Origin of the sequence: Thioalkalivibrio sp. ALE14 (assembly GCF_000376845.1) — a bacterium.
GTDB lineage: Bacteria > Pseudomonadota > Gammaproteobacteria > Ectothiorhodospirales > Ectothiorhodospiraceae > Thioalkalivibrio.
The window spans coordinates 321,909-347,993 of the sequence record NZ_AQXY01000029.1 but is presented as its reverse complement, the minus strand read 5'-3'; the positions used below and the strand labels follow the sequence as shown (position 1 = coordinate 347,993).

The 26,085-nt window shown below is 67.9% G+C and carries 23 protein-coding genes; 14 read left to right on the top strand and 9 right to left on the bottom strand.

Translation table 11 applies throughout. The features are described 5' to 3' along the window. From F572_RS0111110 to F572_RS0111095, 4 genes are all read right to left on the bottom strand, one after another. Positions 1–227 (bottom strand): transposase (locus F572_RS0111110; protein ID WP_018158312.1); only part of this gene is annotated, 227 nt, incomplete at its 3' end. A 130-nt stretch (positions 228–357) separates the two neighbouring features. After that, positions 358–1,173 carry a bifunctional DNA-formamidopyrimidine glycosylase/DNA-(apurinic or apyrimidinic site) lyase gene (gene mutM, locus F572_RS0111105; protein ID WP_017941414.1) on the bottom strand — a complete coding sequence of 272 codons (816 nt, stop codon included), beginning with the start codon at positions 1,171–1,173 and terminating at the stop codon, positions 358–360. Next, the gene (locus F572_RS0111100) at positions 1,166–2,113 is read right to left on the bottom strand and encodes a hypothetical protein (protein WP_017941413.1); all 948 of its coding nucleotides are present in this window, start codon (positions 2,111–2,113) and stop codon (positions 1,166–1,168) included. Before F572_RS0111100 ends, mutM begins: the two co-directional genes overlap by 8 nt. Before the next feature lie 3 nt (positions 2,114–2,116). Next, positions 2,117–3,331 (bottom strand): EAL and HDOD domain-containing protein, encoded by a 1,215-nt coding sequence (locus F572_RS0111095; protein ID WP_017941412.1) that lies wholly within the window; start codon positions 3,329–3,331, stop codon positions 2,117–2,119. A gap of 75 nt (positions 3,332–3,406) precedes the next feature. On the opposite strand from F572_RS0111095, the gene F572_RS0111090 reads away from it, so the two are divergent. Beyond that, positions 3,407–3,637 carry a hypothetical protein gene (locus F572_RS0111090; protein ID WP_017941411.1) on the top strand — a complete coding sequence of 77 codons (231 nt, stop codon included), beginning with the start codon at positions 3,407–3,409 and terminating at the stop codon, positions 3,635–3,637. Between the two features lie 153 nt (positions 3,638–3,790). Here F572_RS0111090 and rpmG read toward each other — a convergent pair whose 3' ends face one another. The 3 genes from rpmG to F572_RS0111075 all read right to left on the bottom strand — a co-directional run bounded on the left by rpmG (position 3,791) and on the right by F572_RS0111075 (position 6,049). After that, positions 3,791–3,961: a 50S ribosomal protein L33 gene (rpmG, locus tag F572_RS0111085; RefSeq protein ID WP_017941410.1), complete on the bottom strand. Its 171-nt coding sequence runs from the start codon at positions 3,959–3,961 to the stop codon at positions 3,791–3,793. A 12-nt stretch (positions 3,962–3,973) separates the two neighbouring features. Then, on the bottom strand, positions 3,974–4,210 hold the full coding sequence (gene rpmB, locus F572_RS0111080; protein WP_017941409.1) for a 50S ribosomal protein L28: 237 nt from the start codon (positions 4,208–4,210) through the stop codon (positions 3,974–3,976). A 111-nt stretch (positions 4,211–4,321) separates the two neighbouring features. Beyond that, the gene (locus F572_RS0111075; protein ID WP_026142956.1) at positions 4,322–6,049 is read right to left on the bottom strand and encodes a bifunctional diguanylate cyclase/phosphodiesterase; all 1,728 of its coding nucleotides are present in this window, start codon (positions 6,047–6,049) and stop codon (positions 4,322–4,324) included. Positions 6,050–6,249: 200 nt separating this feature from the next. Between F572_RS0111075 and F572_RS0111070 the strand changes: the two genes are divergently transcribed. From F572_RS0111070 to F572_RS0111015, 12 genes are all read left to right on the top strand, one after another. After that, positions 6,250–7,143 (top strand): LysR family transcriptional regulator, encoded by an 894-nt coding sequence (locus F572_RS0111070; RefSeq protein ID WP_017941407.1) that lies wholly within the window; start codon positions 6,250–6,252, stop codon positions 7,141–7,143. A gap of 45 nt (positions 7,144–7,188) precedes the next feature. After that, positions 7,189–7,935, top strand: a complete 747-nt coding sequence (locus F572_RS0111065; RefSeq protein WP_017941406.1) for a type 1 glutamine amidotransferase — start codon at positions 7,189–7,191, stop codon at positions 7,933–7,935. Beyond that, positions 7,932–8,420 carry a hypothetical protein gene (locus F572_RS0111060; protein WP_017941405.1) on the top strand — a complete coding sequence of 163 codons (489 nt, stop codon included), beginning with the start codon at positions 7,932–7,934 and terminating at the stop codon, positions 8,418–8,420. Before F572_RS0111065 ends, F572_RS0111060 begins: the two co-directional genes overlap by 4 nt. After that, positions 8,417–9,520, top strand: a complete 1,104-nt coding sequence (locus tag F572_RS0111055) for an AI-2E family transporter (protein ID WP_017941404.1) — start codon at positions 8,417–8,419, stop codon at positions 9,518–9,520. Before F572_RS0111060 ends, F572_RS0111055 begins: the two co-directional genes overlap by 4 nt. Before the next feature lie 81 nt (positions 9,521–9,601). After that, entirely contained in the window at positions 9,602–11,140 is a 1,539-nt protein-coding gene (locus F572_RS0111050; RefSeq protein ID WP_017941403.1) for an Rne/Rng family ribonuclease, read from the top strand. Between the two features lie 129 nt (positions 11,141–11,269). Next, on the top strand, positions 11,270–15,202 hold the full coding sequence (locus F572_RS0111045; protein WP_038034304.1) for a YhdP family protein: 3,933 nt from the start codon (positions 11,270–11,272) through the stop codon (positions 15,200–15,202). A 55-nt stretch (positions 15,203–15,257) separates the two neighbouring features. After that, a complete protein-coding gene (locus F572_RS0111040; RefSeq protein ID WP_017941401.1) occupies positions 15,258–16,088 on the top strand; it encodes a carbon-nitrogen hydrolase family protein in 831 nt (276 codons plus the stop codon). 303 nt (positions 16,089–16,391) lie between these two features. Then, positions 16,392–17,834: a metalloprotease TldD gene (gene tldD, locus F572_RS0111035; protein ID WP_017941400.1), complete on the top strand. Its 1,443-nt coding sequence runs from the start codon at positions 16,392–16,394 to the stop codon at positions 17,832–17,834. Positions 17,835–17,872: 38 nt separating this feature from the next. Beyond that, positions 17,873–18,136, top strand: a complete 264-nt coding sequence (locus tag F572_RS0111030; RefSeq protein WP_017941399.1) for a hypothetical protein — start codon at positions 17,873–17,875, stop codon at positions 18,134–18,136. A gap of 90 nt (positions 18,137–18,226) precedes the next feature. Further along, the gene (gene pmbA, locus F572_RS0111025) at positions 18,227–19,615 is read left to right on the top strand and encodes a metalloprotease PmbA (protein WP_017941398.1); all 1,389 of its coding nucleotides are present in this window, start codon (positions 18,227–18,229) and stop codon (positions 19,613–19,615) included. Positions 19,616–19,773: 158 nt separating this feature from the next. Next, positions 19,774–21,690 (top strand): M48 family metalloprotease, encoded by a 1,917-nt coding sequence (locus F572_RS0111020; protein ID WP_017941397.1) that lies wholly within the window; start codon positions 19,774–19,776, stop codon positions 21,688–21,690. A gap of 357 nt (positions 21,691–22,047) precedes the next feature. Continuing rightward, on the top strand, positions 22,048–22,251 hold the full coding sequence (locus F572_RS0111015) for a cold-shock protein (protein WP_018140642.1): 204 nt from the start codon (positions 22,048–22,050) through the stop codon (positions 22,249–22,251). Between the two features lie 206 nt (positions 22,252–22,457). Here the strand turns inward: F572_RS0111015 and F572_RS0111010 are convergent, their stop codons facing one another. Further along, positions 22,458–23,402, bottom strand: coding sequence for a hypothetical protein (locus F572_RS0111010; protein ID WP_017941395.1), 945 nt, complete (start codon positions 23,400–23,402; stop codon positions 22,458–22,460). 266 nt (positions 23,403–23,668) lie between these two features. On the opposite strand from F572_RS0111010, the gene F572_RS0111005 reads away from it, so the two are divergent. Next, a complete protein-coding gene (locus F572_RS0111005; protein WP_026142954.1) occupies positions 23,669–24,646 on the top strand; it encodes a GGDEF domain-containing protein in 978 nt (325 codons plus the stop codon). A 30-nt stretch (positions 24,647–24,676) separates the two neighbouring features. Here the strand turns inward: F572_RS0111005 and F572_RS0111000 are convergent, their stop codons facing one another. Next, the gene (locus F572_RS0111000; RefSeq protein WP_017941393.1) at positions 24,677–26,083 is read right to left on the bottom strand and encodes an NAD(P)/FAD-dependent oxidoreductase; all 1,407 of its coding nucleotides are present in this window, start codon (positions 26,081–26,083) and stop codon (positions 24,677–24,679) included. Positions 26,084–26,085 lie beyond the last annotated feature (2 nt).

The window sequence follows — 26,085 nt, the reverse complement described above, 5'->3', positions numbered from 1 at the left end:
TCCTCGCGCAGCCGCCGCAACTCCTGTTCCTGACCGTTCGAGGCCGGCTCAGTAACGGCTTCGCCGGCCGCCTTGCGCCGCGCCTCACGCTGCCAGCGGGACAGCATGCTCCGGTTGATCCCGAGCCGCCGGGCCGCCTCCGTGCAGCCATAGCCCTGGCTCTCGACCATCGCAATCGCGTTGGCCTTGAACTCCCGGCTGTATCGCGCTCGTCTCTGCTTGCTCACATTCACCTCCAGTTACCCATCTAGTGTGGCTTAACTGGGGTGTCCGCTGTCATTGGACCACTTCACTCCGTGTCCTTTGTGCCCTCTGTGGTGAAAAAGCCTTTCGCGGCCTTCAAGCCACAACGGGCGTCTATTTCTGGCAGGTGGGGCAGTAGCTGCTGGCGCGCTGGCCGATGCGGCGGGTGCGCAGGACGCCGGCGCAGACGTGGCAGGGCTCCCCGGCACGGCCGTAGACGCGCAGGGACTGGCGGAAATAGCCGTGGGTGCCGTCCTCGCGCAGGAAGTCGCGCAGGGTGGTCCCGCCCTGTTCGATGGCCTCGGCCAGTACCGCCTTGATGTGCAGCGCCAGGCGCTGGTACTCGGCGCGGGTGACCCGACCGGCCGCGCGCCCCGGGCGGATCCCGGCGAGGAACAGCGCCTCGGTGGCGTAGATGTTGCCGACCCCGACCACAATGGCCTGGTCCATCACGAAGGCCTTCACCGGGCCGCGCCGGCCGCGGCTGCGGCGGAACAGGTAGTCTCCGTCGAGTGCCGGCTCCAGGGGTTCGGGGCCGAGGTCCGCCAGGAGCGGATGCGGGGTGCCGTCGGACGGGAGCGGCAGGCAGCAGCCGAAACGGCGCGGGTCGTGGAAGCGGATCTGGTAGCCGTTGTCGAGGTGCAGGATCAGGTGGTCATGCCGCCGCAGTGGCGTCTCCGGCGTGCAGTGACGCAGGCTGCCGGACATTCCCAGGTGCAGCAGCAGGCCCGTGCGGTCCGTTTCCAGCAGCAGATACTTGGCACGCCGGGATAGGCGGCGGACCCGCGTACCCGCCAGCTGCTGCGCCAGTTCCGTCGGGACAGGCCAGCGCAGGCGGGGGTCGCGGACCTCGAAGGCGGTGATGTGGTGTCCTGTCAGCAGCGGCTCCAGTCCGCGCCGGGTGGTCTCGACCTCGGGGAGTTCAGGCATGCACGCCCTCGATCTCCAGCAGCAGTTCCCGCCGGCAGATGTCGCCGCGCACCCACTGCACGATCGGCCCCGGGTGGGCCGCGTTGTAGTGCTCCGCCAGCACGGCCGAGACGCGGGTGCGGTCCTCCGGATGGCGCAGGTAGACGCGCAGCCAGGACGGCCGGGGCAGTTCGCGCCCGGCCGTGTCATGCAGGGCCTGGAGATTGGACAGGGTCTCGCGGGCCTGGGCGGCTACGTCGTCGGGGTGCCGGCTCTCGTGGCCGACGATGCTGGCGGTGCCGGAGAGCAGGATCAGCGGGCCGCTGGCGGTGTCCAGGCGGGTCGCGCGGGCAAAGGTCGGGCTCTTCGGGCTGTAGCGTTCCGGGTAGTGGTAGGCGCTCACCTGCCGGGGATTCTCGATTGGTTCGGCCGGGTGGCGGGTGGCGATCAGGTAGATCACCAGCCGGTCCCGGTCGCTGCCAATGGCGGTGGCCGCGGGCATGCTCGCCTGCGGGATCTCCAGCGCTTCCAGCGCCTCGGCCCGGCCCATGCAGAAGGCCTGGTAGCGCTCGAGACCATCCTCCTCGGCGTGGATGTTGCCGAAGAAGTTCCAGATGCGGGCCAGGTGCCCGAACCCCCGTGTGCGGCAGGCGGCGAGCAGGGCGCGGTAGGCCTCCTCGGTCCGGCCCCGCAGATTACGGTCCGGTCCGACCCAGGTCGCGAACAGGACGTCGTCATACTCCAGCAGGTGGACGCCCCCTTCCTGGGCGGCCCGGGGTATGCCGTCCGCCGCCCAGTACTCGGCGTAGGCGTCCGGCGCCAGCGGGTGCAGGCCCGGGTGCACCTCGAGGGTGTGGCGGCCGGCCTCGACCCCCGCCGGATCGCGCAACCGGACATGCAGCCCCGAGTCGAGGCCCGTGGCGGCTTCCGGCCTGAGCTGGCAGCGAAGGGACAGGGACATCGTCTAGCTCTCTTCCAGTGACGCGAGGAGGTCCTCGGTCCAGCGTACGGCTTCCAGGTAGAGCCGGCTGGAGACCGGTTCGGGGACGGGGGTGCTCGTGTTGTCGGGCGGGACTGCCGGGTCCTCGAAGGCGGCGATGGTTGCCAGCAGGGGCGCCAGTGGGCCGCTCCCCTCCAGGAGGGCCTGTTCCATCTCGTCGGACAGGTGCAGTTCACCCAGGATGCGCCGCAGCGGCACGCCCAGTACACGATCCAGGCCGGACAGCATGCCCAGGGTGAAATAGCGTTCGCATTCCTCGGAGGGCAGGCCCAGGGCGCGTGCCATCAGCATGCCCATGCGCGCGCGGATCATGACCTGTTCGAGGCCCTGGGTCTGACCGCCGGAACCGCGCAAGACCATCAGCATGGCAAGGCGCTTGATGCGCCCCTGTCCCAGGCGCAGGATCGCATCGTGCAGGGAATCGGTCGCGCGCTGGCCGCGGTAGGCCGGGCTGTTGGCGATGCGCAATAGCTGGATAGCCAGCCCCGGTTCGGCGGCGATCAGACCCTCCAGCTCTTCCGGCGAGGGGTCGGGCGCCTGCAGTGCCTTCAGCAGCCGCAACAGGGCGAGTTCGAGGCTTTCCAGGCGCTGGCCTTCGATGACGTGGGGGAAGGACAGGTGAAACCCCTGAAAGAGGCTGAACCCGAGGCGCTGGCAGTGGGCATATGCCTCGGCGGTCTCCACCTTTTCGGCCAGCAGTTCGACACCGAAGCGACGCAGTTTGGCGACTTCCTCTTCCAGGCGTTCCCCTCCCAGGCTGAGCACGTCCAGCTTGACCAGGTCCGCCAGCTCGACCAGTTCGGCGTGACTTTCCTGAAACTGGTAGTCATCCAGTGCGATGCGAAAGCCCCGGTCCTTCAACCGGCGCACCGCGGCGATCACCTCGGCATCGATCTCGACATCCTCGAGGATTTCCAGGACCACCTGCTCCGGCGGCAGGCTGGTGATGACCTCGTGCTCGAGAAAGCCGCGCGTCAGGTTGACGAAGGCGAGGTGCTTGCCGACCAGGTGTTCCAGGCCGATGTCGATGAAGGCGCTGCGCAGGAGATCGGAGGTGGCCAGGTCGCCGTCGGTGACCGAAGCGGCATCCAGGTGACCCGCGCGGAACAGGAGTTCGAAGCCGACCAGATTCTCCTGATCGTCAAAGATGGGTTGCCGGCCGACAAAAATTGGTTGCATGCTTGCGCCAGGGAAAACACGGATGGGCGGCCACGACTGCGTGCGGCAGGCCGGCTCGGGAGGAACACACGCACCATGGATTCGATTGATGCACCATTTGGCGAAGTCGTGGAGTTGCGCCAGATTCTGCACGACTCGGGGGTTCCGCTGCTGCGGATTATTATCCGCGATGGCGGGCGTTATACCAAGATCGAACTGGATCCGGCGACGGCCCATCGTTGGGGCCGCGTGATGACGCGTTGGGCCGAGACCGCCGCCGAAGGCAACGCGACGCCCGGGGAGGGCGGGCAGCCCGATCCGGTCTGAGCGGGCGCCGAGGGCCCCGGGTGAATTCGGACATTCATCCGGGCCCTTCAGGCCGGTTCATTCAGGTACGGCCATACGAAAAGGGCCCGGCACCGCATCCGCGGGCCGGGCCCTTTTCTGCCCTTGATCGGGTAATCGTGCCGGAGGGCGCGATTACTTGATCTTGGCTTCCTTGTACATCACGTGCTTGCGGACGACGGGATCGAACTTCTTGATCTCCATCTTCTCGGGCATGTTCCGCTTGTTCTTGGACGTGGTGTAGAAGTGACCGGTGCCGGCGGAGGACACCAGGCGGATCTTGTCGCGTGCGGACTTGGCAGCCATCGTGAAGCCTCCTTAGACCTTTTCACCGCGGGCACGGCAGTCCGCCAGGACCGCGTCGATACCACGCTTGTCGATAATGCGCATGCCCTTGCTGCTGACGCGCAGGCGTACGAAACGGTTCTCGCTCTCCACCCAGAAACGGTGGGAGTGCAGATTGGGCAGGAAGCGCCGCCGCGTCTTGCGGTGGGCGTGCGAAACGTTGTTACCGGTCGCCGGGCGCTTGCCGGTCACCTGACATACTCGGGCCATCGGGGGACTCCGGAATTTGGGTCTACCAGAAAGACGGCGGACTATAGCGCAGCCCCGGAGACGGCGCAAGGGAGCCCCGGTGGAAAACCCGGCGCGGCCGGGATGGCGCCGTCAGCCGTTCGCCTCCTGCCGGTGCTCCGCGCACGGGGCGGGTACGGTGCCTCTCGTCTGCGCCCATTCAAGCATGGCCTCCAGCGGCATGGGGTGGGCGATGCCGAATCCCTGGGCGGCGTCGCAGCCGTATTCGCGCAGCCGATCGAGGGTCCGCGCGTCCTCCGCCCCTTCGGCGACGACCTTCAGGCCCAGGTCGCGTGCCAGGCTGATGCTGGCGCGGGTGATCTGCGCGTCGACTGGGTGCTCCAGCATCTGGCTTACGAAGGCCTGGTCGATCTTGAGGGTGGTGACCGGCATGCGCTTGATGTAGGCGAGCGACGAGTACCCGGTGCCGAAATCGTCGATGGCAAGCTCCATCCCGGTCGCGGTCAGCCGCCGCAGGGCATGTATCACCTCGTCCGGGTCGGCCATCAGGGCGGTTTCGGTGAATTCGAGTTCCACCGCGCAGGGCGGAAGACCCGAGGCCTGGACCTTCTCCAGCAGGCGGTCGGCAAAGGCGGGATCGAGAAAGTTGCGGGCCGAGATGTTCACGCTCACGGGCATGTCCAGGCCCTGGGCGCGCAGGCGGGCGATATCCGCCAGCGCCAGGTCGAGGACCCGATCGGTCAGATCGTGGATCAGCCCGGTGCGTTCGGCAGGTGGTATGAACTGCCCGGGCGCGATCCGGCCGCGGACGGGATGCTCCCAGCGCAGCAGGGCCTCAAGGCCCTGCACGCGTCCGTTCGCGAGTGCGACCTTGGGCTGGTAATGCAGGTGCAGCTGGCCGTCGTCCAGCGCGCTTTGCAACTGACCCAGCAACTCCACGGTGTCCAGACTGTGGTCGTCACTGTGCCGGTTGTAGCTGCGGTAGCGGCGGCCGGAGTGGCTGGCCTCGTGCATCGCCATCCAGGCCTTGGTGAGCAGGCGGGTCGGCTCGTCCTGTTCGTGGAAGGGGAAGGACGAGAGGCCCGCGTGGGCCCCGAGGTAGACCGGGATGTCCAGGACATCGAACGGGGTCTGCAGGCATTCGATTGCGCTGCGCGTGAGCGTCAGGGCGTCTTTGCGGCTGCGGTGCGGCAGGATCAGGGCGAAGTGGTCGTCGTGTACGTGGAACAACCTGGCGCCGGCGGGTTCGGTCACTGCCTGCAGGCGGTCGGCAATCGTGCGCAGCAGCGGACGTTCGGCGGCAAAGCCCAGTGCGCTAATACTGTCCTGATAGTTGGCCATTTCCAGACTGATCACGAATACGCGCGTCGCGGCTGCCTGCGGCGCATCTGCCTCCCGCATCAGCTGGCGCACGTACTGTTCCAGCGACTCGCGGTTGGGCAGGCCGGTGACGGGGTTGTGGTAGGCCTGCTCCAGGAGCCGGTCCGAGTGCCGGCGCAGGGTGTCGAACAGCCAGCCGGAGAATCCGCCCAGCACCACGTAGATACCCGTGCGCGTGAGCCAGTTCAGGGTGGGCTGGTCGATTCCGCCGGCGGTATCCAGGGGCATGAAGGGCCCCAGGATCAGACCCGCCAGCAAGCCAAAGGCCAGGCCACCCCACAGGCCGAACAGGGCGGCGCCCAGCAGCACGGGTATCAGGATGAAGTTGAGGTACGCGGTGGAGGTACCGCCGGTCTGGTATACCAGCAGGGCGACCAGCGTCATCAGCACCAGGGCGCCAGCAGCGCCCGCGAGTCGCCAGCGTCCAGGGATTCCTTGCGAGCGCACATGCGACCCGGCGTCGCTAGGCGGTTGCGTCATTCCAGTTCCTTCTGTGTGGGAGGTGACTCTTATGGGGGCGCTATAGACACATATGAATGACGAGCGCCAGGCCCGGTTCCCGGGGTGCGCCTGCCGGGCCCTGACCGCCCTCGTGGCTCGGCGGGACCGCTGTTGCCGGTTGCGGGGGCTTGGTAGCATCCGGGGTTGGCACGGATTTCTTTTCTCCAGGGTGGGGCGGCATGGCTGATCGGCGTTTGCAGGTCTTTCTTACGGTGGCGCGGCTGCTGTCCTTTACCCGGGCCGCCGAGGTGCTGCACATGACGCAGCCCGCGGTGACCTTTCAGGTACGTCAGCTGGAAGAGCAGCTGGACACCCGGTTGTTCGATCGCAATCACAATCGAGTGACACTGACGGACGCCGGTCGCCTGGTTCAACGATATGCCGAGCGCATCTTTGACACCTACGGCGAGCTGGAGGCGGCGTTGCGCGAGCTGAAGGGCGCGGACGGCGGGGCCCTGGTGATCGGCGCGAGTACGACAGTGGCCGAATACATGCTGCCGGCCCTGCTGGGGGCCTTCCGCCGCGAGCATCCGGATATCGGGATCCGCCTGCGCGTGGGCAATACCGAGAGTGTGGTGGTGATGGTCGAGGAGGGCAGTGTGGACCTCGGCATTGTCGAGGCCCCGGTGACCCACCGCAGCCTGCAGGTTCAGCCGTGCCTGGTGGACCAGTTGCGCCTGATCGTGCCGACGGACCACGAGCTGGCCGGGCGTGACAGCGTCAGCGTCGCGGACTTCATCGAGCGGCCATTCATATGCCGCGAGGAGGGTTCCGGGACCCGCGAAGTTATCATGGAGTACCTTGGGCGCGCCGGATACGACCGCAACAGCCTGCGCGGCTGCATGGAACTGGGCAGTTCGGAGGCGATCAAGGGTGCGGTGGTGGCCGGTATGGGGATCTCGGTGCTGTCCGAGGCGGTGGTGGCCAAGGAGCTCGAACTGGGGGAGCTGGTGGCGCTGCCACTTTCACCACCGCTGGAACGGCCGATCTCGCTGGTGCATGCGCGGCAGAAGTTCCGCGTGCCCACGCTGGAGGTGTTGATGCAGTTCCTGCGTGGTTACTGCACCGGCTAGTACCCGTCCGCCCCGGATCCGAATTCAAATCAGGACTGACGTGACATGAAAAACTACTGCGTGGTGCAGCATACCTATTCCGAGTTTCTCGGACTGATCGAGTCGCAACTGGAAAAACGCGATATCGGCTTTTCCTACTACCGCCCGTTTGTGGGGCAGGACCTGCCGGGCTCCGCGGCCCAGTTCGACGGGCTGTGGCTGCTGGGGGGCGCCTGGCCGACCGCGGATCACGAGGAGAACCCGCAGGTCCCGGACGAGCTGTCGCTGATCGATATCTTCCGGCGCTCGAAGCGTCCGGTGGTCGGGATTGGCATGGGCGGTTTGCTGGTGGCCGAGCAGGCTGGTGGTACCGCACAGGAGGACCCGATGTATCGGGCTCGCTTCGTGACCGCGCACAAGACCGCGGCCGGGGAAGGCGACGAACTGGCGGAGGCCCTGGACGGCCGCCGTGTCCTGCAGCTGGTCAACGGCCGGGTGGACCTGCCGGACGACGTCCAGCCGGTCCTGGTGGACGACGACGGCGACTGGCTGGCGATCCGGCCGGATGAACTGACCTATGGCATGCTGTTTCGGCCCGAGATGAAGCCCGGAATGCTCGAGGACATCATCATGGAGGCGCGCCACAATCCGCCGCCGAACATGGGCGAGCTCCTGGGCGAGGCGCGCATGGAATGGGGCGAGATGCAGAAGGTGACCGAGGACGTGATCGTGGCCCTGGTGAAGGCGCTGGGTCTGATGCAGGAACGCCGCAAAATGCCGGTGTTCAGCCTGAAGATCGAGGACGAGGGATGATCCCGCCGCTGGGCACGGGTAACCAGGGCGGCCTGCCCGGGGGTGACCTCGGGTCGGTGCTCGGCGGCGCGCGCAAGAAGGGGCGCGAGGACCCGGCCAGGGCGATCGCCGATATCGCCGCGCGGCTGTCGCCCGAGGACCAGGCCAGCCTGCTGAAGTTTGCCCGCTTCCTGGAGCAGGAGTCACCGGCCCCCGCTCCGGAGCCGGTGCCCGAGCCGGAGCCGATCCCGCGTCCGGAAAACGAGTCAGTGATCAAGGCCATGCGCCGGCTGTCCGCGACCTACCACATGCTGGATCGCTCCAAGTTGCTGAACGAGACCTCGGCCCTGATGGGCCAGCACGTGATGCAGGGGCGCCCGGCGGTGGAGGTGATCGACGAGCTGGAGGTGGTCTTCCGCACCCATTACGAGAAGAAAGTTGCCCAGGATCCGGCGCGCCAGGCGGATGCCGGTGACGATCCGGAATCGGGGACGTCCTCGCGATGATCGATATCCTGCGCCAGTGGTACCAGCGGCATTTCACCGACCCGCAGGTGGTGATTCTGGCGTTCCTGCTGCTCGCGGGCTTCCTGATTATCATCTTCGCCGGGCGCATCCTGGCGCCACTGCTGGCCTCGCTGATCATCGCCTATTTGCTCGAGGGCGCGGTGCAGAAGTTCATCCGCTTCCATATCCCGCGGATCCTCGCGGTGACCCTGGTGCTGCTGGCCTTCCTGGCGCTGACCGTTGCGGCGCTTTTCAGTGTCGTCCCGTTGATGTCGGCCCAGGTCACCCAGCTGGTGCGCGAACTACCGGGCATGATCTCGGAGGGCCAGAATCTGCTGCTGCAGCTGCCCGAGCGGTATCCGCAGCTGATCACGGACGAGCAGGTCCTTGAGCTGATGGGGGCCATCCGTGCCGAGGCGACCCTGCTGGGGCAGCGTGTGGTGTCGTTCTCGCTGTCCTCGGCGCGGCACATCGTGGACGTGGTGATCTACCTGGTCGTGGTCCCGCTGATGGTGTTCTTCATGCTGAAGGATCGCGACCTGATCCTCGGCTGGGTGCGTGGCTTCATGCCCCGGGACACTCACCTGGCCAGCCAGGTCTGGCGCGAGGTGAACCTGAAGATCGCCAGCTACGTCCGCGGCAAGTTCATCGAGATCGTGATCGTCTGGGCAGTCAGCTTCCTGACCTTCAACTGGTTCGGGCTGGAGTATGCGGTGCTGCTGTCGTTCATGGTGGGCATCTCGGTGATCATTCCCTATATCGGCGCGGCCGTGGTGACCATCCCGGTGGCCGCGGTCGCGTACTTCCAGTTCGGCCTGAGTTCCGAGTTCGCCTGGGTGCTGATTGCCTACGGGGTGATCCAGTTCCTCGACGGCAACGTGCTGGTGCCGTTGCTGTTCTCGGAGGTCGTCAACCTGCACCCGGTGGCGATCATCGCCGCGGTGTTCGTGTTCGGCGGTATCTGGGGCCTCTGGGGGGTGTTCTTCGCCATCCCGCTGGCCACGCTGGTACATGCGGTGATCAAGTCCTGGCCGCGCGCCGACCGGTCCCCGCCCGAGGCGGCGGTAGCCGAATCCGGGGGCGAAGCCGCCTCGAAGTAGGCCGACATTCCAGGGCGCTGCGCCGCGAATTGGCGGGGCGGCGCCCTGCTCCTTTAATCGATTCAATAACAAGAAGAACGCATGACCGGAACCGAGATCCTGATGAACGTGACGCCCCAGGAGAGCCGCGTGGCTCTGGTGGAAAACGGTGTCCTGACCGAACTGCATCTGGAGCGGACCCGCCGCCGCGGGATCGTGGGCAATATCTACAAGGGCCGGGTGGTGCGTGTGCTGCCGGGCATGGACGCGGCCTTTGTCGACATCGGCCTGGAACGCACGGCCTTCCTGCATGCCTCCGACGTGGCGCCGGTGGAGCGCGAGGAACTCAACGGCAATGCGCTGTCGGGCGGGGATGCCCCGGCGGCCCCCACGGGCAACGGGAACGCCAATGGAGGCGGGACGCCGCCTCGCGAGGGCATCCGCGAGCTGCTGCGCGAGGGGCAGGACATCCTGGTCCAGGCGGTCAAGGACCCGCTGGGGTCCAAGGGCGCGCGCCTGACGACCTACATCACGCTGCCGTCGCGCAACCTGGTGCTGATGCCGAACCAGGCCAACGTCGGCGTGAGCACGCGCATCGAGGACGAGGGCGTGCGCGCCCGGCTGCGCGAGTCCATCGAACAGCTGCGCGACGAGCTGGCTCCGCAGCACGGCTTCATCGTGCGAACCGCTGCGGAGCTGGCGGATTACGAGGCCATGTACAACGACACTGCGTTCCTGAAGAAGGTCTGGGACAGCCTGCAGGAGCAGGCCGCCGGAGCCCCGCCGGGGACCGAGGTCTACGCCGACCTCCCGCTGGTCGAGCGCATCCTGCGCGACATGGTGGGGGTGGACATCGAACGTATCCGCATCGATTCGCGCGAGACCTATCAGAAGGTCTGCAGCTTCGTCGAACGCTATCTCCCGGAGCTGATCGGACACATCGAGCACTATCCCGGCGAGCGGCCGATCTTCGATCTGTTCAACGTCGAAGAGGAGATCCACCGTGCCCTGGAGCGCAAGGTGGAGCTCAAATCCGGCGGCTACCTGATCTTCGACCAGACCGAGGCGATGACCACCGTCGACATCAACACCGGCGGGTTTGTCGGCCATCGCAAACTCGAGGAGACCATCTTCAAGACCAATCTGGAGGCGGCCCAGGCGATCGGCCGCCAGCTGCGCCTGCGCAACCTCGGCGGGATCATCATTATCGATTTCATCGACATGCAGGACGAGGAGCACAAGCGTCAGGTGATCCGCGCGCTGGAAAAGGCGCTGGAACGCGATCACGTGAAGACGCAGATCTGCGACGTCTCGCCGCTGGGGCTGGTGGAAATGACCCGCAAGCGCACGCGCGAGAGCCTGGAGCATCAGATGTGCGAGCCCTGCCAGGTCTGCGGCGGGCGCGGCTACCTGAAGTCGGCGGAGACGGTGTGCTACGAGCTGTTCCGCGAGATCCTGCGCGAGGTGCGCCAGTACGACGCGCGCGAGCTGCGGGTACTGGCCTCGCAGAACGTGATCGACCTGCTGCTGGACGAGGAGTCCGCCGCCCTGGCGGAGCTGCAGAGCTTTGTCGGTATCCCGATCCGCTTCCAGGTGGAGACGCTTTATACCCAGGAACAGTTCGACGTCGTCTTCGTCTGAACTACAGGGCCCCGGCCCCCATCTCCATCCGGGAGGGAGCGACGCCAAGATGAATCACACGTGCGGACCCAGCAAGGATCGGGGTCCCGGCCGGCCGGGCAGGCCGCGGCGTGATCGGGCGGGGCAAAAATGAGTATTGCGTCACACAGTGTGCGGGTCACGCTGGGCGTTCTCCTGGCCCTGGTGCTGGCGCTGTTGATCGCGATGCTCGCGCTGCGCCTGGCCCTCCCGCACTGGGACGGCATGCACGCCTGGGTGGAGGAAACCGCCAGCGAGCGGCTGGATCGCCGGGTGACGGCGGACGGCGTCGAGCTGGGTTGGGCCGGCTGGTCGCCGGCGCTCGTGGCCCGCGACGTGCGAGTCGAGATGCCGGGCGGCGAGCCGGTCGCCATCGAGCGCCTCGGGGTCTCCCTGAGCGCAGGCGCCAGCCTGCGCAGCCGCCACCCGGCGTTCGCGGTACGCATCGAGGGCGTGGAGTTGCGCCTGGTGCGTCACGCCGACGGCCAGTTTTCCCTGCACGGGCGCGAGATCGGCATGGGCGAGGGCCGGGTGCTCACCATCCCCGTGGCCCAGTGGCCGGATGTCGAGGCGGAGGCGGTCCGGCTGACCTGGGAGGATCGCGGGGCTGGCCTGGAGTCCTCCGCGCAACTGGCCCGCGCGGCCTTGCGTACGGCCCACGACGGTTCGCTGCGCCTCTATCTGGACGGAGCGCTGGATGCCGGCGGCTCGGGTGCCGCGGGCGGGGATTTCGAACTGGGCCTGCAGGCCCCGGCGGCGGATCTGCGTGATGGCCGTTTCTTCCTGCGGGCCGACGCGGTCGATCTGACAGCCTGGCAGCCGTGGCTGGCGTATCTGGGCTGGCCCGCCCCCGAGGGTTCGGCCTCGCTGCGCCTCTGGGGCGCGCTGGCGGATGGGCGCATGGTCTGGCTGCGCGGGGACCATGAAACCACCCTGAACCTGGCCGGGGAACCCGTCGGTCCGGCGATCGGCCACCGCTTCGACTGGCGCGTGCGTGACGGCCGGCACCAGTCTTCCTGGAGCGGGACGCGTCCGGGCTCGGGCGATCTGCGCCTGGCGTATCGCCTGGAAGGCGAGCCGCGCGAGCTGGTGGTCGATGGGGTGGAGCTGGCGGCGCGGGACGTGGAGGTGGAGCCCTATTCGCCGTTATTGACCCTCCTACGGGAGGCGGCGCCCGAGCTGGCGGAGCGCATCGCCGAGCTGCATCCGCGCGGGACTCTGAGTGTTGCCCGCTTCGAGGCGCGGCGCGAGGAGGGGCGGCTGCAGCCGGTCTGGGCCGAGGCCGACGTGCATGACCTTGGCTGGCGCGCGGCCGGTGTGGGCCTCGGGGTGCAGGGGGCGGCCGGCTACCTGCAGTGGCGCCGTGGGGGCGTGGAACTGCTGCTGGACAGTCGCGACCTGGAAGTGGTCCTCCCGCGCGTGCTGGCCGATCCGGTGGCGCTGGACGTCGCGCGCGGCCGGCTGCGCGCGGAGCGCGATGACGCCGGGCACTGGCATCTGGCCGGGGAGGGCCTGCAGGCCGCCAATTCCGATGCCGCGGTTCGCGGCCGCATGCGGATGCGCCTGGACGGGCACGAGGCGGGCCCGCGGGTGGACATTTCCATGGATATCCTGCGCGCTGATGGCGAGCGCACAGCGCACTACCTGCCGCTGTACCACCTGCCGGAAAACACCTATCAGTGGCTGGTGGACAGTATCGTGACCGGGGTCTCCACCGGCGGCGGCATGGTCTATCGCGGGCGCGGGAAGGACTTCCCGTTCGCCGACGGCGAGGGCGTGTTCGACCTGTGGGCGGATGTGGAGGCGGGCATCCTCGACTACCAGGAGGGCTGGCCGAGGGCCGAGGATCTTGCCGGACGCCTGCTGTTCCACAACGCGAGCTTCCGGGCCGAGGGCGCGCGTGGGCGGATCCTGGACACCGAGGTCAGCGATACCCGGATCGGCATCCGCGATATGGAGAACGCGGTGCTCGAGCTGGAGGGGGCGGCCGAGGGCGATGCCGCGGATCTGCTGACCTATCTGCGCCAGGCCGACCTGCTGGAGGATGCGGCCGAGCTGCGCGATCAGGCGCGGCTGGACGGGCCGACCCGGCTCGGGCTGTCCCTGACCCTTCCGCTGCAGGAGGGTCGCATGGACGAGACCCGCGTGGCCGGGGACCTGGACCTGCGGGGAACCCGCGCCGAGGTCCCGGGCTGGCCGGCGGTGCTGGAAGACGTGGAGGGCCGGGTCCGATTCGATACCGCCGATCGCATCCGCGCCGAGGGGGTGACCGCCCGCGTCCATAACGAGACCGTGACCCTGGGGGCCGACTGGCCGCTGGATGGCGAGATGGCACGGCTGACGGCGAGCGGCATGCAACCCCTGGGGCCCTGGCTGGAGGACTATCCCCAGCTTGCCCCCTATCTTGAAGGTTCGGCTCACTGGGAGGCCCGGCTGCGCCTCGGTCCGGCGGTGGACGGGGTACGGCTGGACCTGAATTCGGATCTGGCCGGGGTTGCGATCGACTGGCCTGAGCCCATCGGAAAGCCGGCGGAGGAGGTCCGTCCGCTGGAGCTGACGCTCCCGCTGGGGCATGACGGCGCCGGTATTGGTCATCTGACGCTGGGATCAGTTCTGCGGGCCCATATGCGCCTGTCGCCCACGGCCGCTCCCGAGGACCCGGCGGTACGCGGCGCCGAACCGCGCACGGCCGCGCGCGGGATCGCCCTGCAGTCCATGGCCCTGGAGATCGGCGCGCCCAGCGCCAGTGCCCTGGCCCTGCCGGGGGCGGGTGTCTCGGTGCGCGCGCGTCTGCCGGAACTGATGGTCGATCCCTGGCTGGAGGCCCTGAGCGAGGCGCCGTGGGACGGGGAGGTGGACCTCGGTGCGGGTGGCGAGGATGGCGGCCAGACCAACGGGGCCGTGGCGCTGACCCGGCTGGAGCTGGATATCCGCGACCGCGTCCGCTGGGGCGAGCATGCGCTGCCCGGTCTGCGCTTCCTGGGCCGGCGCGGGGCCGCCGGCTGGGACCTGGAAGTGGCCTCCGACTGGCTGGCGGGCGAGGCCCGCTGGCGGCCGATGGCGGCGGGGGGGCGTGATCGCTGGGAGGCGCATCTGAGCTATCTGGTCCTGGAGGACCTCGAATGGGACGGCGAGGCCCGGCCCGATCCGGAGGTGAAACCCGTCGCCGCCGGGACCTTCGAGGACCCACGGGTGTGGCCAGCGGTGGACCTGACACTCGACAGCCTGGTGCTGGGCGATTACCGTTTCGCGGACATCGAGTTGGGCCTGGAGCCGCAGACGGACGGACTGGTGGTCCGGGATCTCGAGGTACGGGCCCCGGACGGGGATCTGCACGCGGACGCCGTCGGGGTCTGGGAGATCGGCCACGACGGCCTTCCGGAGAGCCGCCTGGACGTGACCCTGTCCGGCGATGACTGGGGTGCGGCGATGCGCTCGGCGGGGCTGTCGCGGGCCCTGGTCGGGGGCTCCGGCGAGGGCTCGCTGTCACTCAACTGGCCGGGGCCGCTGTATGCCCCGCGCCTGGCCCTGCTGGCGGGCTCCATGGAGCTGGCCCTGGAGGACGGGCGCCTGGCGGATGTCGAGCCTGGGGCCGGACGCCTGCTGGGGCTGGTCAGCCTCGATGTGCTCCCGCGGCGACTGCGGCTGGATTTCCGCGACGTGTTCACCGAGGGCCTGACCTTTGGCGAGCTGACCGCGGATGCCACCCTGCGCGATGGGGACCTCTACGTGCCGGCCCTGCGCATGGAGGGGCCCTCGGCGCGGGTGCGCCTGAGCGGGCGTACCGGGCTGGTGGCGCGCGACTACGATCACGAGATCGTGGTTGTGCCCAGCCTGCGCACGGCGCTGCCGATTGTCGGGGCGCTGGTGGGCGGACCCGTTACCGGGGTCGTGGTGCTGCTTGCGGAACGCGTGCTGGGGATCGGGGATCAGATAGAAGAGGCGGCCCGTGTCGAGTATGCGGTGACGGGCCCCTGGGACGACCCGCAGGTGCGCGTGCTGGTGGAACCGGCCGCCGATACCGACGGGACCGACAACGACTGACACCAACCGGGGGCGCGGGCCCCTGGCTGGTCTCGCAACGGAAGAGCGAGGTGACATGACTCAGGTAGCGGCCATCCAGATGGCCTCCGGACCCCAGCCCCAGGCGAATCTCCTGGAGGCGAAGCGACTGCTGCAGGAGGCCGCCGACAAGGGCGCCCGCCTGGCCGTGCTGCCGGAGAACTTCGCCTTCATGGGCATGCAGGAGACCGACGTGCTCGGGATCGCGGAGGTCGCCGACGGCGCCGGCCCGCTGCAGGCCTTTCTCGCGGAGCAGGCCCGGCGGCTGGGGCTGTGGATTGTCGGCGGGACCATCCCGCTGCAGACGCAGGGCGGCGAGCGCGCGCGTTCGGCCTGCCTGGTGTTCGACGATCAGGGGCAGCAGGTGGCGCGCTACGACAAGATCCACCTGTTCGACGTGCGTCTGCCGGACAGCACCGAGGCCTACACCGAGTCGAAGGTCTTCGAGCGCGGGGATCAGGTCGTGGTGGTCGACACGCCGGTAGGGCGCATGGGACTGGCAATCTGCTACGACCTGCGTTTCCCCGAGCTGTTCCGGGCGCTGCTGGACCAGGGCGCGGAATGGGTTGCGCTGCCTGCGGCCTTCACGGCGCAGACCGGGCAGGCGCACTGGGACGTCCTGCTGCGGGCGCGGGCGATCGAGAACCAGTTCTACATGCTCTCCGCCGCCCAGGGTGGCTTCCACGTGAACGGCCGCGAGACTTACGGGCACAGTGCCCTGGTGGACCCCTGGGGCCGCGTGGTGGGACAGTTGCAGCGCAATCCCGGGGTGCTGCTGGCCGATCTGGACCCGGCCCAGGCCGAACGCATCCGCAACAGCTTTCCGGCCGTGGAGCACCGCCGCCTGCCGTGCCCCGGAGCCATCTGACGGCGGGCCCGCTCTAACCCGGATGTTTCATCAATTGCACGCGCCCTCGCGGGTCTCTTGTCCGCACAGGAGAGTTTTCCTCAGTCGGCCGTATCGCCAATACGCCACTCCTTCGAAAAATCCCCTGTGCGGCCAATATCCTGCGCGGTCATCACGCGAATTCATGAAACATCCGGGTTAAACCCGCAACGCCCGCGCGCTTGAAAGCGCGGGTGCTGCCCCAAGCTCCATACTGGATACCCAAACGCTGGTCCGTCCTCGATACAGACGGGGCAGCGGATCTCCGGAACCCGAGAGGACTCCATGATCGATCGCCTTGCACAACAGACCCTGCTCGACCCCGCCGGCCTCGGCGACAGCGAGCTGAGCACCCTTCTGGGCACCACCTTCGGTCACGGTATCGACGGGGGTGACTGCTACTTCCAGTTCGCCAGCCAGGAGGGCTGGTCACTGGAGGACGGCATCGTGAAATCGGCCAGCTTCAATATCGAGCGCGGGGTCGGCATCCGCGTGGTGCGCGGCGAGCAGACCGGGTTTGCCTACTCCGACGACATCGCGATGCCGGCCATGCTGGAGGCCGCGAAGACCGCCCGCAGCATTGCCAGTGCCGGCCAGAGCGGGCGCATCGCAGTGGCGTCGCGCTCGCCCTCGCGCCCGGCGCTTTATGCCCCCGACAACCCGCTGGATTCACTCGACGAGCAGACCAAGATCGACCTCCTCAAGGAGGTGGATGCCGTGGCCCGCGCCGAGGATTCCCGGGTGACCCAGGTGATGTGTTCGCTGGCCGGGGTGCACGAGGTCGTGCTGGTGCTGAATGCCCAGGGCGAGCTGACCACCGACGTGCGTCCCCTGGTGCGCCTGAACGTGCAGGTGATCGTCGAACAGGGCGGGCGCCGCGAGTCGGGCACCTCCGGCGGCGGTGGCCGCTTCGGTTACCAGTACTTCCGCGAGGGCGGCCGGGCGGCGGGCTACGCCCGCGAGGCCGTGCGCCAGGCCCTGGTGAACCTGGAGGCGCGCGAGGCCCCGGCCGGTACCATGAAGGTGGTGCTGGGGCCGGGATGGCCGGGCGTGCTGCTGCACGAGGCCATCGGCCACGGGCTGGAGGGGGATTTTAACCGCAAGGGGACCTCGGCGTTCTCCGGGCGCATCGGCGAGCAGGTCGCGGCGAAGGGCATCACCATCGTCGACGATGGCACCCTTGAAGGTCGCCGCGGCTCGCTGAACGTCGACGACGAAGGCAACCCGACCCAGCAGACGGTGCTGATCGAGGACGGCGTGCTGCGCGGCTACATGCAGGACGAGATGAATGCGCGCCTGATGGGCACACGGTCCACCGGCAACGGCCGCCGCGAGTCGTACGCCCGGCTGCCGATGCCGCGCATGACCAATACCTACATGCTCGGCGGAGACGCCGATCCGGAGGAGATCCTGGCCTCGGTGGACGACGGCCTGTACGCAGTCAATTTCGGCGGCGGGCAGGTGGATATCACCTCCGGCAAGTTCGTGTTCTCCGCCTCGGAGGCCTACCGGGTGGAGAACGGCAAGGTGACGTATCCGGTCAAGGGTGCGACCCTGATCGGGAATGGCCCGGATGTCCTGACCCGGGTGTCGATGATCGGGAACGACATGAAGCTCGATTCCGGTATCGGTACCTGCGGCAAGGAGGGCCAGGGCGTGCCGGTCGGCGTGGGTCAGCCCACGCTGCGTATTGATGGCATGACCGTGGGCGGTACCCAGGCGGCCTGAGCGCCGGGCACCGGATAGACGGCGACAAGGAGGCAGCAATGAATCTCGATTTCCTCGAACAGGAACGTTCCCTGCCGGAAGGGCATGGCCACGACAAGATCGTGCAGTGGCATGTTTTCCGTGCGCGTGAGAAGGCCGAGCAGTTTGCCCACCACGTCGAGCTAAGCGGCGGCCAGGAACTGGTGGGCGGCTGGACGCGCGACAGCGTCGGCATGCTCTACTGGGTCGGCGTGCACGTCGACGACCTCGAGCGCTGGGGTAACGCCGGCGCGGTTCACAAGCACGGCACCCGGTTCGACTAGAAGGCCCTCGACCGGTCCCCGCCCCGGGCCATACGGTCCGGGGCCTTTTCCTCAAGATCCCCGATCAGTCATCGAGTAGCGGAACCCTGCATGAGCACATCTCCCGAACGCGTGAGCCCGGAACCCGTGTCCCAGGACGGCGAGGTCCAGGCCCTGTCCCATTCGCCGGAATCCCTTCAGGCACGGGTGCAGCGCACACTGGAGGCCGCGCGCGAGCGCGGCGCCTCGGACGTCCAGACCGTGGTCAGCCACAGCGTCGGGCTGGAGCTGGGCGTGCGCAAGGGCGAGATCGAGACCCTGGAGCACGAGCGCGACCAGAGCCTGTCGCTGATCGTCTATTTCGGCCAGTCCAAGGGGGCGGCCTCTACCACCGATTTCAGTGACCAGGCCCTGATTGACACCGTCGAGGCGGCCTGCCGCATCGCCCGCTACACCGAGCCGGACCCGTACGCCGGCATGCCCGATCCCGCGTTCAAGGCGGCCGACTGGGACGACCTCGACCTGGATCACCCCTGGGACTGCAGCGCTGCCGAGGCCACCGAACTGGCCCGTACCATCGAGGCCGCCGGGTTCGCGGCCGACGAGCGCATCGAGAATTCCGAGGGCGCCAGCGTCAGCACCCGGCGGGCGATCGCCTTTCTGGGCGACAGCCAGGGGTTCATGGGGGGCTATCGCAGCACGCGGCACTCGCTGTCCTGTGCGCTGGTGGCGCGCGACGACGCCGGCATGCAGCGCGACTATGCCTATACCGTCGCGCGCCACGCGGACGATCTGACCGCGGCCGAGCAGATCGGGCGCGAGGCCGCCGAACGCACCGTGCGCCGGCTGGGCGGGCGCAAGTTGTCCACCCGCAACTGCCCGGTGCTGTTCGCGCCGGAGATGGCCCGCACCCTGATCGGCAGCTTCACCCGGGCGATCTCCGGCCCGGCGCAGTACCGCGAGAGCTCGTTCCTGCTGAACGCCGTTGGCGAGAACGTGTTCCCCGCCTGGATGCAGATCGAGGAGCGTCCGCTGACCCCGCGTGCGCTGGGCAGCGCGCCCTTCGACGGGGAGGGCGTGCGCACCCGCAATCGTCCCCTGATTGCCGACGGCGTGCTGCAGAGCTATACGCTCGACAGCTACGCCGCCCGCCGTCTGGGGCTCGAGAGCACCGGTAACGCCGGGGGCGCGCGCAACGTGACCGTGGCCCCGGGCGACAAGGACTTTGCCGCCCTGCTGGCCGAGATGGGAACCGGATTCCTGGTCACCGAACTGATTGGCCAGGGCGTGAACATGGTCACCGGCGACTACTCGCGGGGCGCGGCCGGCTTCTGGGTGGAGAACGGCGAGCTGCAGTACCCGGTGGAGGAGATCACCATCGCCGGCAGCCTGAAGGACATGTTCCAGCGGATGGCAGCCGTGGGCACCGACGTCGACCGCCGCGGCAACATCCACACCGGCTCTATCCTGATCGAATCCATGACGGTCGCCGGCGACTGACCCCGCCCCAACTGCGCTGTGGGTGCTCGTGCCGGGCACCGACAGCGCATTCCCCCGCATCACCCGCACTGCTACTCTCGTTTCGGGGCCGCGTGGCCCGGGACCCGCGACCGGCCTGTCCCCGTGGGGTAGGTGTCTCCCGATGGCGAGAAACGGCCATGAATTTCTTCGAACAGCAGGATCAGGTGCAGCGCAGGACCCGCTGGTTGCTGGTCCTTTTTGCGCTGGCGGTGCTGCTGGTCGTCGGGGCCCTGGGTGTCCTCGTCTGGTCCCTGGGCGGCGGGAGTATGGCCATCGCCTGGACCATGGGGATCACCGCGGGGCTGATGGTGCTGGCGAGTCTGTATCGCGGCTGGCAGCTGCGTAAGGGTGGCGGTGGCTTGATCGCGCGGGAGATGGGGGGTATCCGGCTCGCAGGCCATCCCGCGGACCCGCAGCAGCGGCAATTGCGCAACGTGGTCGAGGAGATGGCCATCGCCTCGGGGGTGCCGGTGCCCGAGGTGTACGTACTGGAGCAGGACCTGGGCATCAATGCCTTCGCCGCCGGCTTCGCGCCGAACGATGCGGTGGTCGCCGTTACCCGCGGCGCGCTGGACAGCCTGGAGCGTGCCGAGTTGAAGGGCGTGGTCGCGCACGAGTTCGGGCATATCCTCAATGGCGACATGCGTCTGAACATGCGCCTGATCGGCGTTCTCTACGGGATCGAGGTCCTGGCGCTGCTGGGGCAGGGCGGGCTGGCGCGCCGGCGGCGCCGCCACAAGGGGGATGTCACGGAAACCGGGGTCGGCGTGCTCAGCGTCACCCTGATCGTGGTCGGCTATGCGGGGTTGGCCCTGGCGCGCTGGATCCGGGCGGGGATCTCGCGCCAGCGCGAATACCTGGCGGATGCCCATGCAGTGCAGTTCACCCGCGAGCCGGACGGCCTGGCCGGGGCATTGAAGAAGGTCGCCGCGCGCTATGCCGGGCTGAACGGCAATACCGAGGAGATTACCCACATGCTGTTCGCCAGCGACGCGATCGGGCAGATCTTCGAGACCCACCCACCCCTGCTGGATCGCGTGCGCATCCTGCAGCCGCAGTTTGATCCGGAGGAGCTAAAGGGGCTGCGCGAGCGGCTCAATGCGCGGGTGCGCGAGCGCGCTCGCGAGCGGGCCGTGGACGGGATGCAGCGCGAGCGCGAGGGGACCCTGCCCGGTGCGGGGGCCGTGGGCGATGCCCTTGGCGGGCACCCGGCGCTGACCCACATCCTGGGGGCGGGCATGCTGCTCACGGCCATCCCGGGGCCGCTGGCCTGGGCGGCGCGCTCGGAGGCGCGGGCGATCGATGTGGTGTTGTATTTGCTCCTGAGCCGCGAGACGGAGGCGCGCGAGCGGCAGCTGGCGATGATTGGCGAGGCGCTGGGTGTGGAGCGCCAGGAGGCCGTGGGCCGCCTGCAGCACGTGGAACCGGTGCTGCGCGAGGACCTGCGCCTGCCACTGCTGGAACTCGCGTTTCCGGCACTGCGCCGGCTGGACCGTCACGAACGGGCCCGCCTTCGGGGGCTGGTCGATCGCCTGATCCATGCCGATGGCCGGGTGGCGGTGTTCGAGTACGCGCTGGGGCGTCTACTCGAGCGGCAGCTCCGGGACGTACAGGACCCCGAAGCCGCCTCACGCCCTCGCCATGCCTCGCTGGAGGCGCACCAGGAAAACGCGCACTACCTGCTGGCGGTGCTGGCGCATCACGGTCATCCGGACGACCCCGCCGCGGCCCGCGCCGCATTGACCGCCGGTGTCGGCGTGCTCACCGGCGCGCTGCCACTGGCGGCCGAGATCCCGGAGGCCCTGACCGGAGCGGCCGGGGCGCGCGCCTGGGCCCGGGTCCTGGACCGGGTGCTGGAACAGCTGGATGATCTGCGCATGCGCGACAAGGACCGCCTGATCCGCGCGATGGTGGCCACCGCGAGTCATGGCGGGCAGGTGGTCACGGCCGAGGTCGAGCTGCTGCGGGTGATGGCGGCCTCGCTGCACGTCCCATTGCCGCTGGCGCTGGACGACTTTGCCATCGGAACGTCGGCCGGGGAGGGGGCTGGTTGACGCCGATACCGACGGATCTTGTGGCGGCTGCCTGCCTGAAATCGGGTCGAAGCGTATAGGCCCGAAATTAAATTCGCAGGCAAGTGTCGGATAAAAAGGGGGTTTTGGTGCAGCGCACGAGAAAATCCGAAAAAACACTATCAATGCGCAGCCGTTTGGGCGGACAATGGCCGCGAGGTAACGGTAACAGGCTCCATGCAGCACCAGGCGACACCCCGCAAGGGGCGTTCAGATTCGCAGTTCCGGTCCCGGTTGGGGCCGCAGAGAATCACGATCAATCTTCACCGTCGTTCGGTTGCCCTCCAGTCTCTCCCCCTCGAAATCCCAATCTACTATGAACAATCAGAGGTAACCGAAATGGCTACAGGTACAGTGAAGTGGTTTAGCGACGAAAAAGGCTTTGGCTTTATTACCCCGACCGATGGCTCCAAGGACGTGTTCGTCCATCACAGCGCCATCCAGGGTAGCGGCTTCAAGTCGCTGGCCGAAGGCCAGAGCGTCTCGTTTGACGTCGAGCAGGGCCAGAAGGGTCCGGCTGCCGCGAACGTCGAAGCGCAGTAAGACAACCCCGGCGCTCAAGCGCCAGGTTGTCGGAGAGCCCCGCCTTGTGCGGGGCTTTTTTTGTGGTGCATTACGCGCTACGCGAGATGGACTGTGCGGTGATCGATACCCGTCTGCGTTGATCCAGACCGGTGGCTTTCATCGTGAGCATCCGCAAAATGTTCGCGAAAGGCCGATCCATGGGGGCGGACGTGTTGGTTTTCGGTTCAGAAAATCATTTCGACTCCAAGGCCAAGGGCCCAGGCCTCGCGCCGGTCGGGGTCGCGATCGCCGCGTGGCCAGAAATGCCCGAGTATGACCTCGCCGATCAGCCAGTCGCGGTAGACGGGCTGGCGATAGATCCCGCGCAGGCCGTATTCGCGTACTTTCACCGGTCGGGCGGTCTCGCCGTTGGCCAGTGCCTCCAGTGAGATCTCCCGCTCCGGCCCGAAGGTGTGAAACACCCCCAGGGCAGTGGACCAGGCCGCCCCCCGCGTCTCTGTGCTGACAGTGGCGGAATTGCGCCAGCGAAATGCGCGGCGCTCGGTGAGTGCGTGGGCCAGGTTGAGGGATGTGGTCGCGCCTAGCCCATCGCTGGAGGACACGAACAGGGTCTCGCGAAAATGCAGCGTGGTGGTGTCATTCGGCCAGAAGATCCGGCGGTAGCGCGCCTGGGCATACGGCTTGTAGCCGCTGCGGACGCCCAGACGCAGGTCGACGTGCTCGCGCAGGTGATAGCCAAGTCCGCCGAACCAGGTCTGGTCCTCGTCACGGTCCTCCGGAAGCAGGAGCCATGGGCGTGAAAAAGTCTCTGGCTGATCCTCGACCAGTTCGTCCTCCGCGCCGCGTCCGAGGAACAGGTAGGCACGCTCGTTGACGTTGGGCATGGTCACGTTCAGGCGGAATCGCGCGGAGGCCTCGAGACCCTTGTCTTCGCGGTGGAGGCCACTGATCCGGATGCGCCCTGAAACCTCGCCACCGTTGTCCTCGAAGGGCTTGTCGCCGAACCAGCCATCGATGCTGCGAACCAGCCAGTGGGTCAAGTCGCGGGTGCCCTCGCGTGTCTGGTGAAGCCATTGGGGGGCGAATTTTCCGACGTCTGTGTCCTCGGCGGCGTGAGCGGGCGCCAGGGACAGGAACAGCAGCAGGACGAGACTCGGACATCGGCGCATGTGGTGGTGGCTCGAAGGGCAGGGGCGGGCTCATTGGGCGCCTCGCCGGACGAAGCATTGCCCCTAATACTACGATCAGGCCCCTTGTTGGCGCCTGCGAAGGCGGCGGAACGAACACAAACCCGGGGGCTTGTCAGTCCCGCATGGCAGGCCGCGCGAATGGCGTGTCCGCCCGGTCTACGGGTGTTTTTGCCGGATCGACAATGCAGGGGGTGCTGGGTGAGTCGAACAAGGCGTGGCACAGTACCCGCATGACGGAAGACAGGATGGTATCCAGAGAACAATTGCCTGAGGTGCTCGATCGAGCCTCCGTGCTGGGCGAGGTCTGGCAGCATTTCCCGGAGAACATGTTTCTGATCCGGGTCGACGGGCCGGACTTCGTTGTGGAGGCGGCCAACGCGAAGATGCAGGAGCTGTTTGCGCAGGACTGCACGGGCAGGCGTCTGCATGACATTCTTCCGTGGCATGTCGCGGAGGAGGTGGTGGCGCACTATCGCGAGTGCCTGCGCAGAAACGCGCCGCTGCGTTACGAGGAGCATGCCGCCTTCCGCAATGCTCAGGGGAAGGAGAAGGAGGGACACTGGCTGACGCTGCTGCTGCCGGTGCATGATGGGCAGGGGGCGATCACGCACCTGTTCGGGGTTTCCCAGGACGTAACCGAGCTGCGCCTGGCGCGCGCCAGCCTGGAACGCTACAACCGGGACCTCGAGGCCGTGATCGAGGAGCGTACAAAGGCTCTGAACCAGGCCAACCGGGAACTTGAGGAAGCGAACCGGCGGCTGGAGACGCTCGCATCCTGTGACCCCCTCACCGGGGTCGGCAACCGCCGGCATTTCCAGGCGCGGGCCGAGAGCGAGATGGAGCGGGCACGCCGTCACGGCAGTCCGCTTTCACTGCTGATCTTCGACCTTGACGGCTTCAAGCGGATTAATGACGAATCCGGCCATGCCGCCGGCGACACGATCCTCAAGCGGGTTACCGAGACCGCGCAGGCAACGCTGCGCGAAGCGGACCTTCTGGGACGCTTTGGTGGCGACGAATTCGTGGTCCTGCTACCGCAAACAACCCTGGCCGCCGCGCGTCGGATGGGCGAGCGTCTGCAGGCACGGGTGCAGGACGAGGCGGGCGTCTCGATCAGCCTCGGGGCGGCCGGCTTCCTCGCCGACGACACGCACCTCGAACCCCTGGTCCACCGCGCGGACGCCGAACTCCTCGCTGCCAAGCGCGCCAGGGCCAGGCGCTAATTCAGGATCCCAGGTTCGTTACAGGCCCGGTCAGAGGCCGAAGATTTCGGACTTGAGGTTCCACTTGGAGGCGAGGGTCTCGGTGGCGTTGAGGAATTCTTCGGCGCGGGTCGGGTGGTTCCACTGTCCTTTGGCGATCCAGGCCAGGGCGGTGTCGCGGTCCGGGGCGAGGGACAGGATGTGGATCAGTTCGCCGGCGTCGGCGCCGATCACCTCGCCGCCCAGCAGGGCCCCGGTGTCCATGTCGCCGATCAGGCGGACGAAGCCCTCGGGCTCGTCCTGGCCCAGTGCGCGCGGGGAGGTCTCGAAGGCGGCGAAGCCGACCGCCGGTTCCAGTTCCTCGTCCTCGGCGTCGTCCTCGTCCATGCCCAGCCGGGCCATCTCGACCGCGGAGTAGATGGCGATCGGGACGAAGCGTTCGTCCTGCTCGCGGGTGTTGCCGTTCTGGATGTTCTCGACCGCGATGGTCGCATCGGCCAGGGCATGGTTGGCGGTCTGCCACTCGCTGGCGACGTCGCCGATGGCGTAGATGTTGTCGACGTCGGTCTGCAACGTGGGGCGACGCTTCACGAAGCCGCGGGCGTCGGTCTTCACCCCGATCGCGTCCAGGTTCAGGCCCTCGGTGTGTGGCGTGCGCCCGGTCCCGAGCAGGACCCAGTCGACCTCGAAGGTGTTGCCTTCGCTGTCGGTGATGGTGACGCCGTCGTCCGAAGCCTCGACGCTTTCGTAGCCCTTGACGCGGGTGGGCTCGACGCCGTCCTCGGCCAGGCGTTCCTTCAGGGTTCCCAGCGCCTGGGGGCTGAATTTCTGGCCGGACAGCGGCTTGGAGCGACTCAGCCAGGTCACGTCCTTGCCGAGATGGTGAAAGATCCAGGCGAACTCGGTGGCGACCACACCGGAGCCGATGAGGGCGACGCGCTGGCCGGCCGGCGGCTTGTCATCGAACAGCATGTCGGTGGTGAGCACGCGGCCGGGCGCCGCCTCGAAGGGCGCGGGCACGCTGGCGGTGGCGCCGGTGGCGATGATGGTGTGGCGGGCGCTGACGGTCTCGGCGCCGTCGTCGGTGACGACCTCCAGGGTCTCGGCGTCGCGGAAGCTCGCAGCTCCATGGCGGTACTGGATCTTCAGGTGTTTCATGTAGCCGAGGTAGGAGTTGCGCACCTCGGTGACGACGTCTTTCTGGTGGTCCCAGGCCTTGCCCATGTCGGCGCTGAGGCTGCCGCTGATGCCACGGCCTTCGAAGTGGCGCTGGGCGGCGACGGTGCGGGCGGTGTGGTACCAGTCCTTCTTGGGTACGCAGCCGCGGTTGAGGCAGCAGCCGCCCCAGTCGCCCTTCTCGATGATGACGACGTTCAGTCCGCGCAGGGCACCCAGGACGGCGGCACGATAGCCCCCGGGGCCACTGCCGATGATGGCCAGGTCAAAGGTTTCGCTCATGA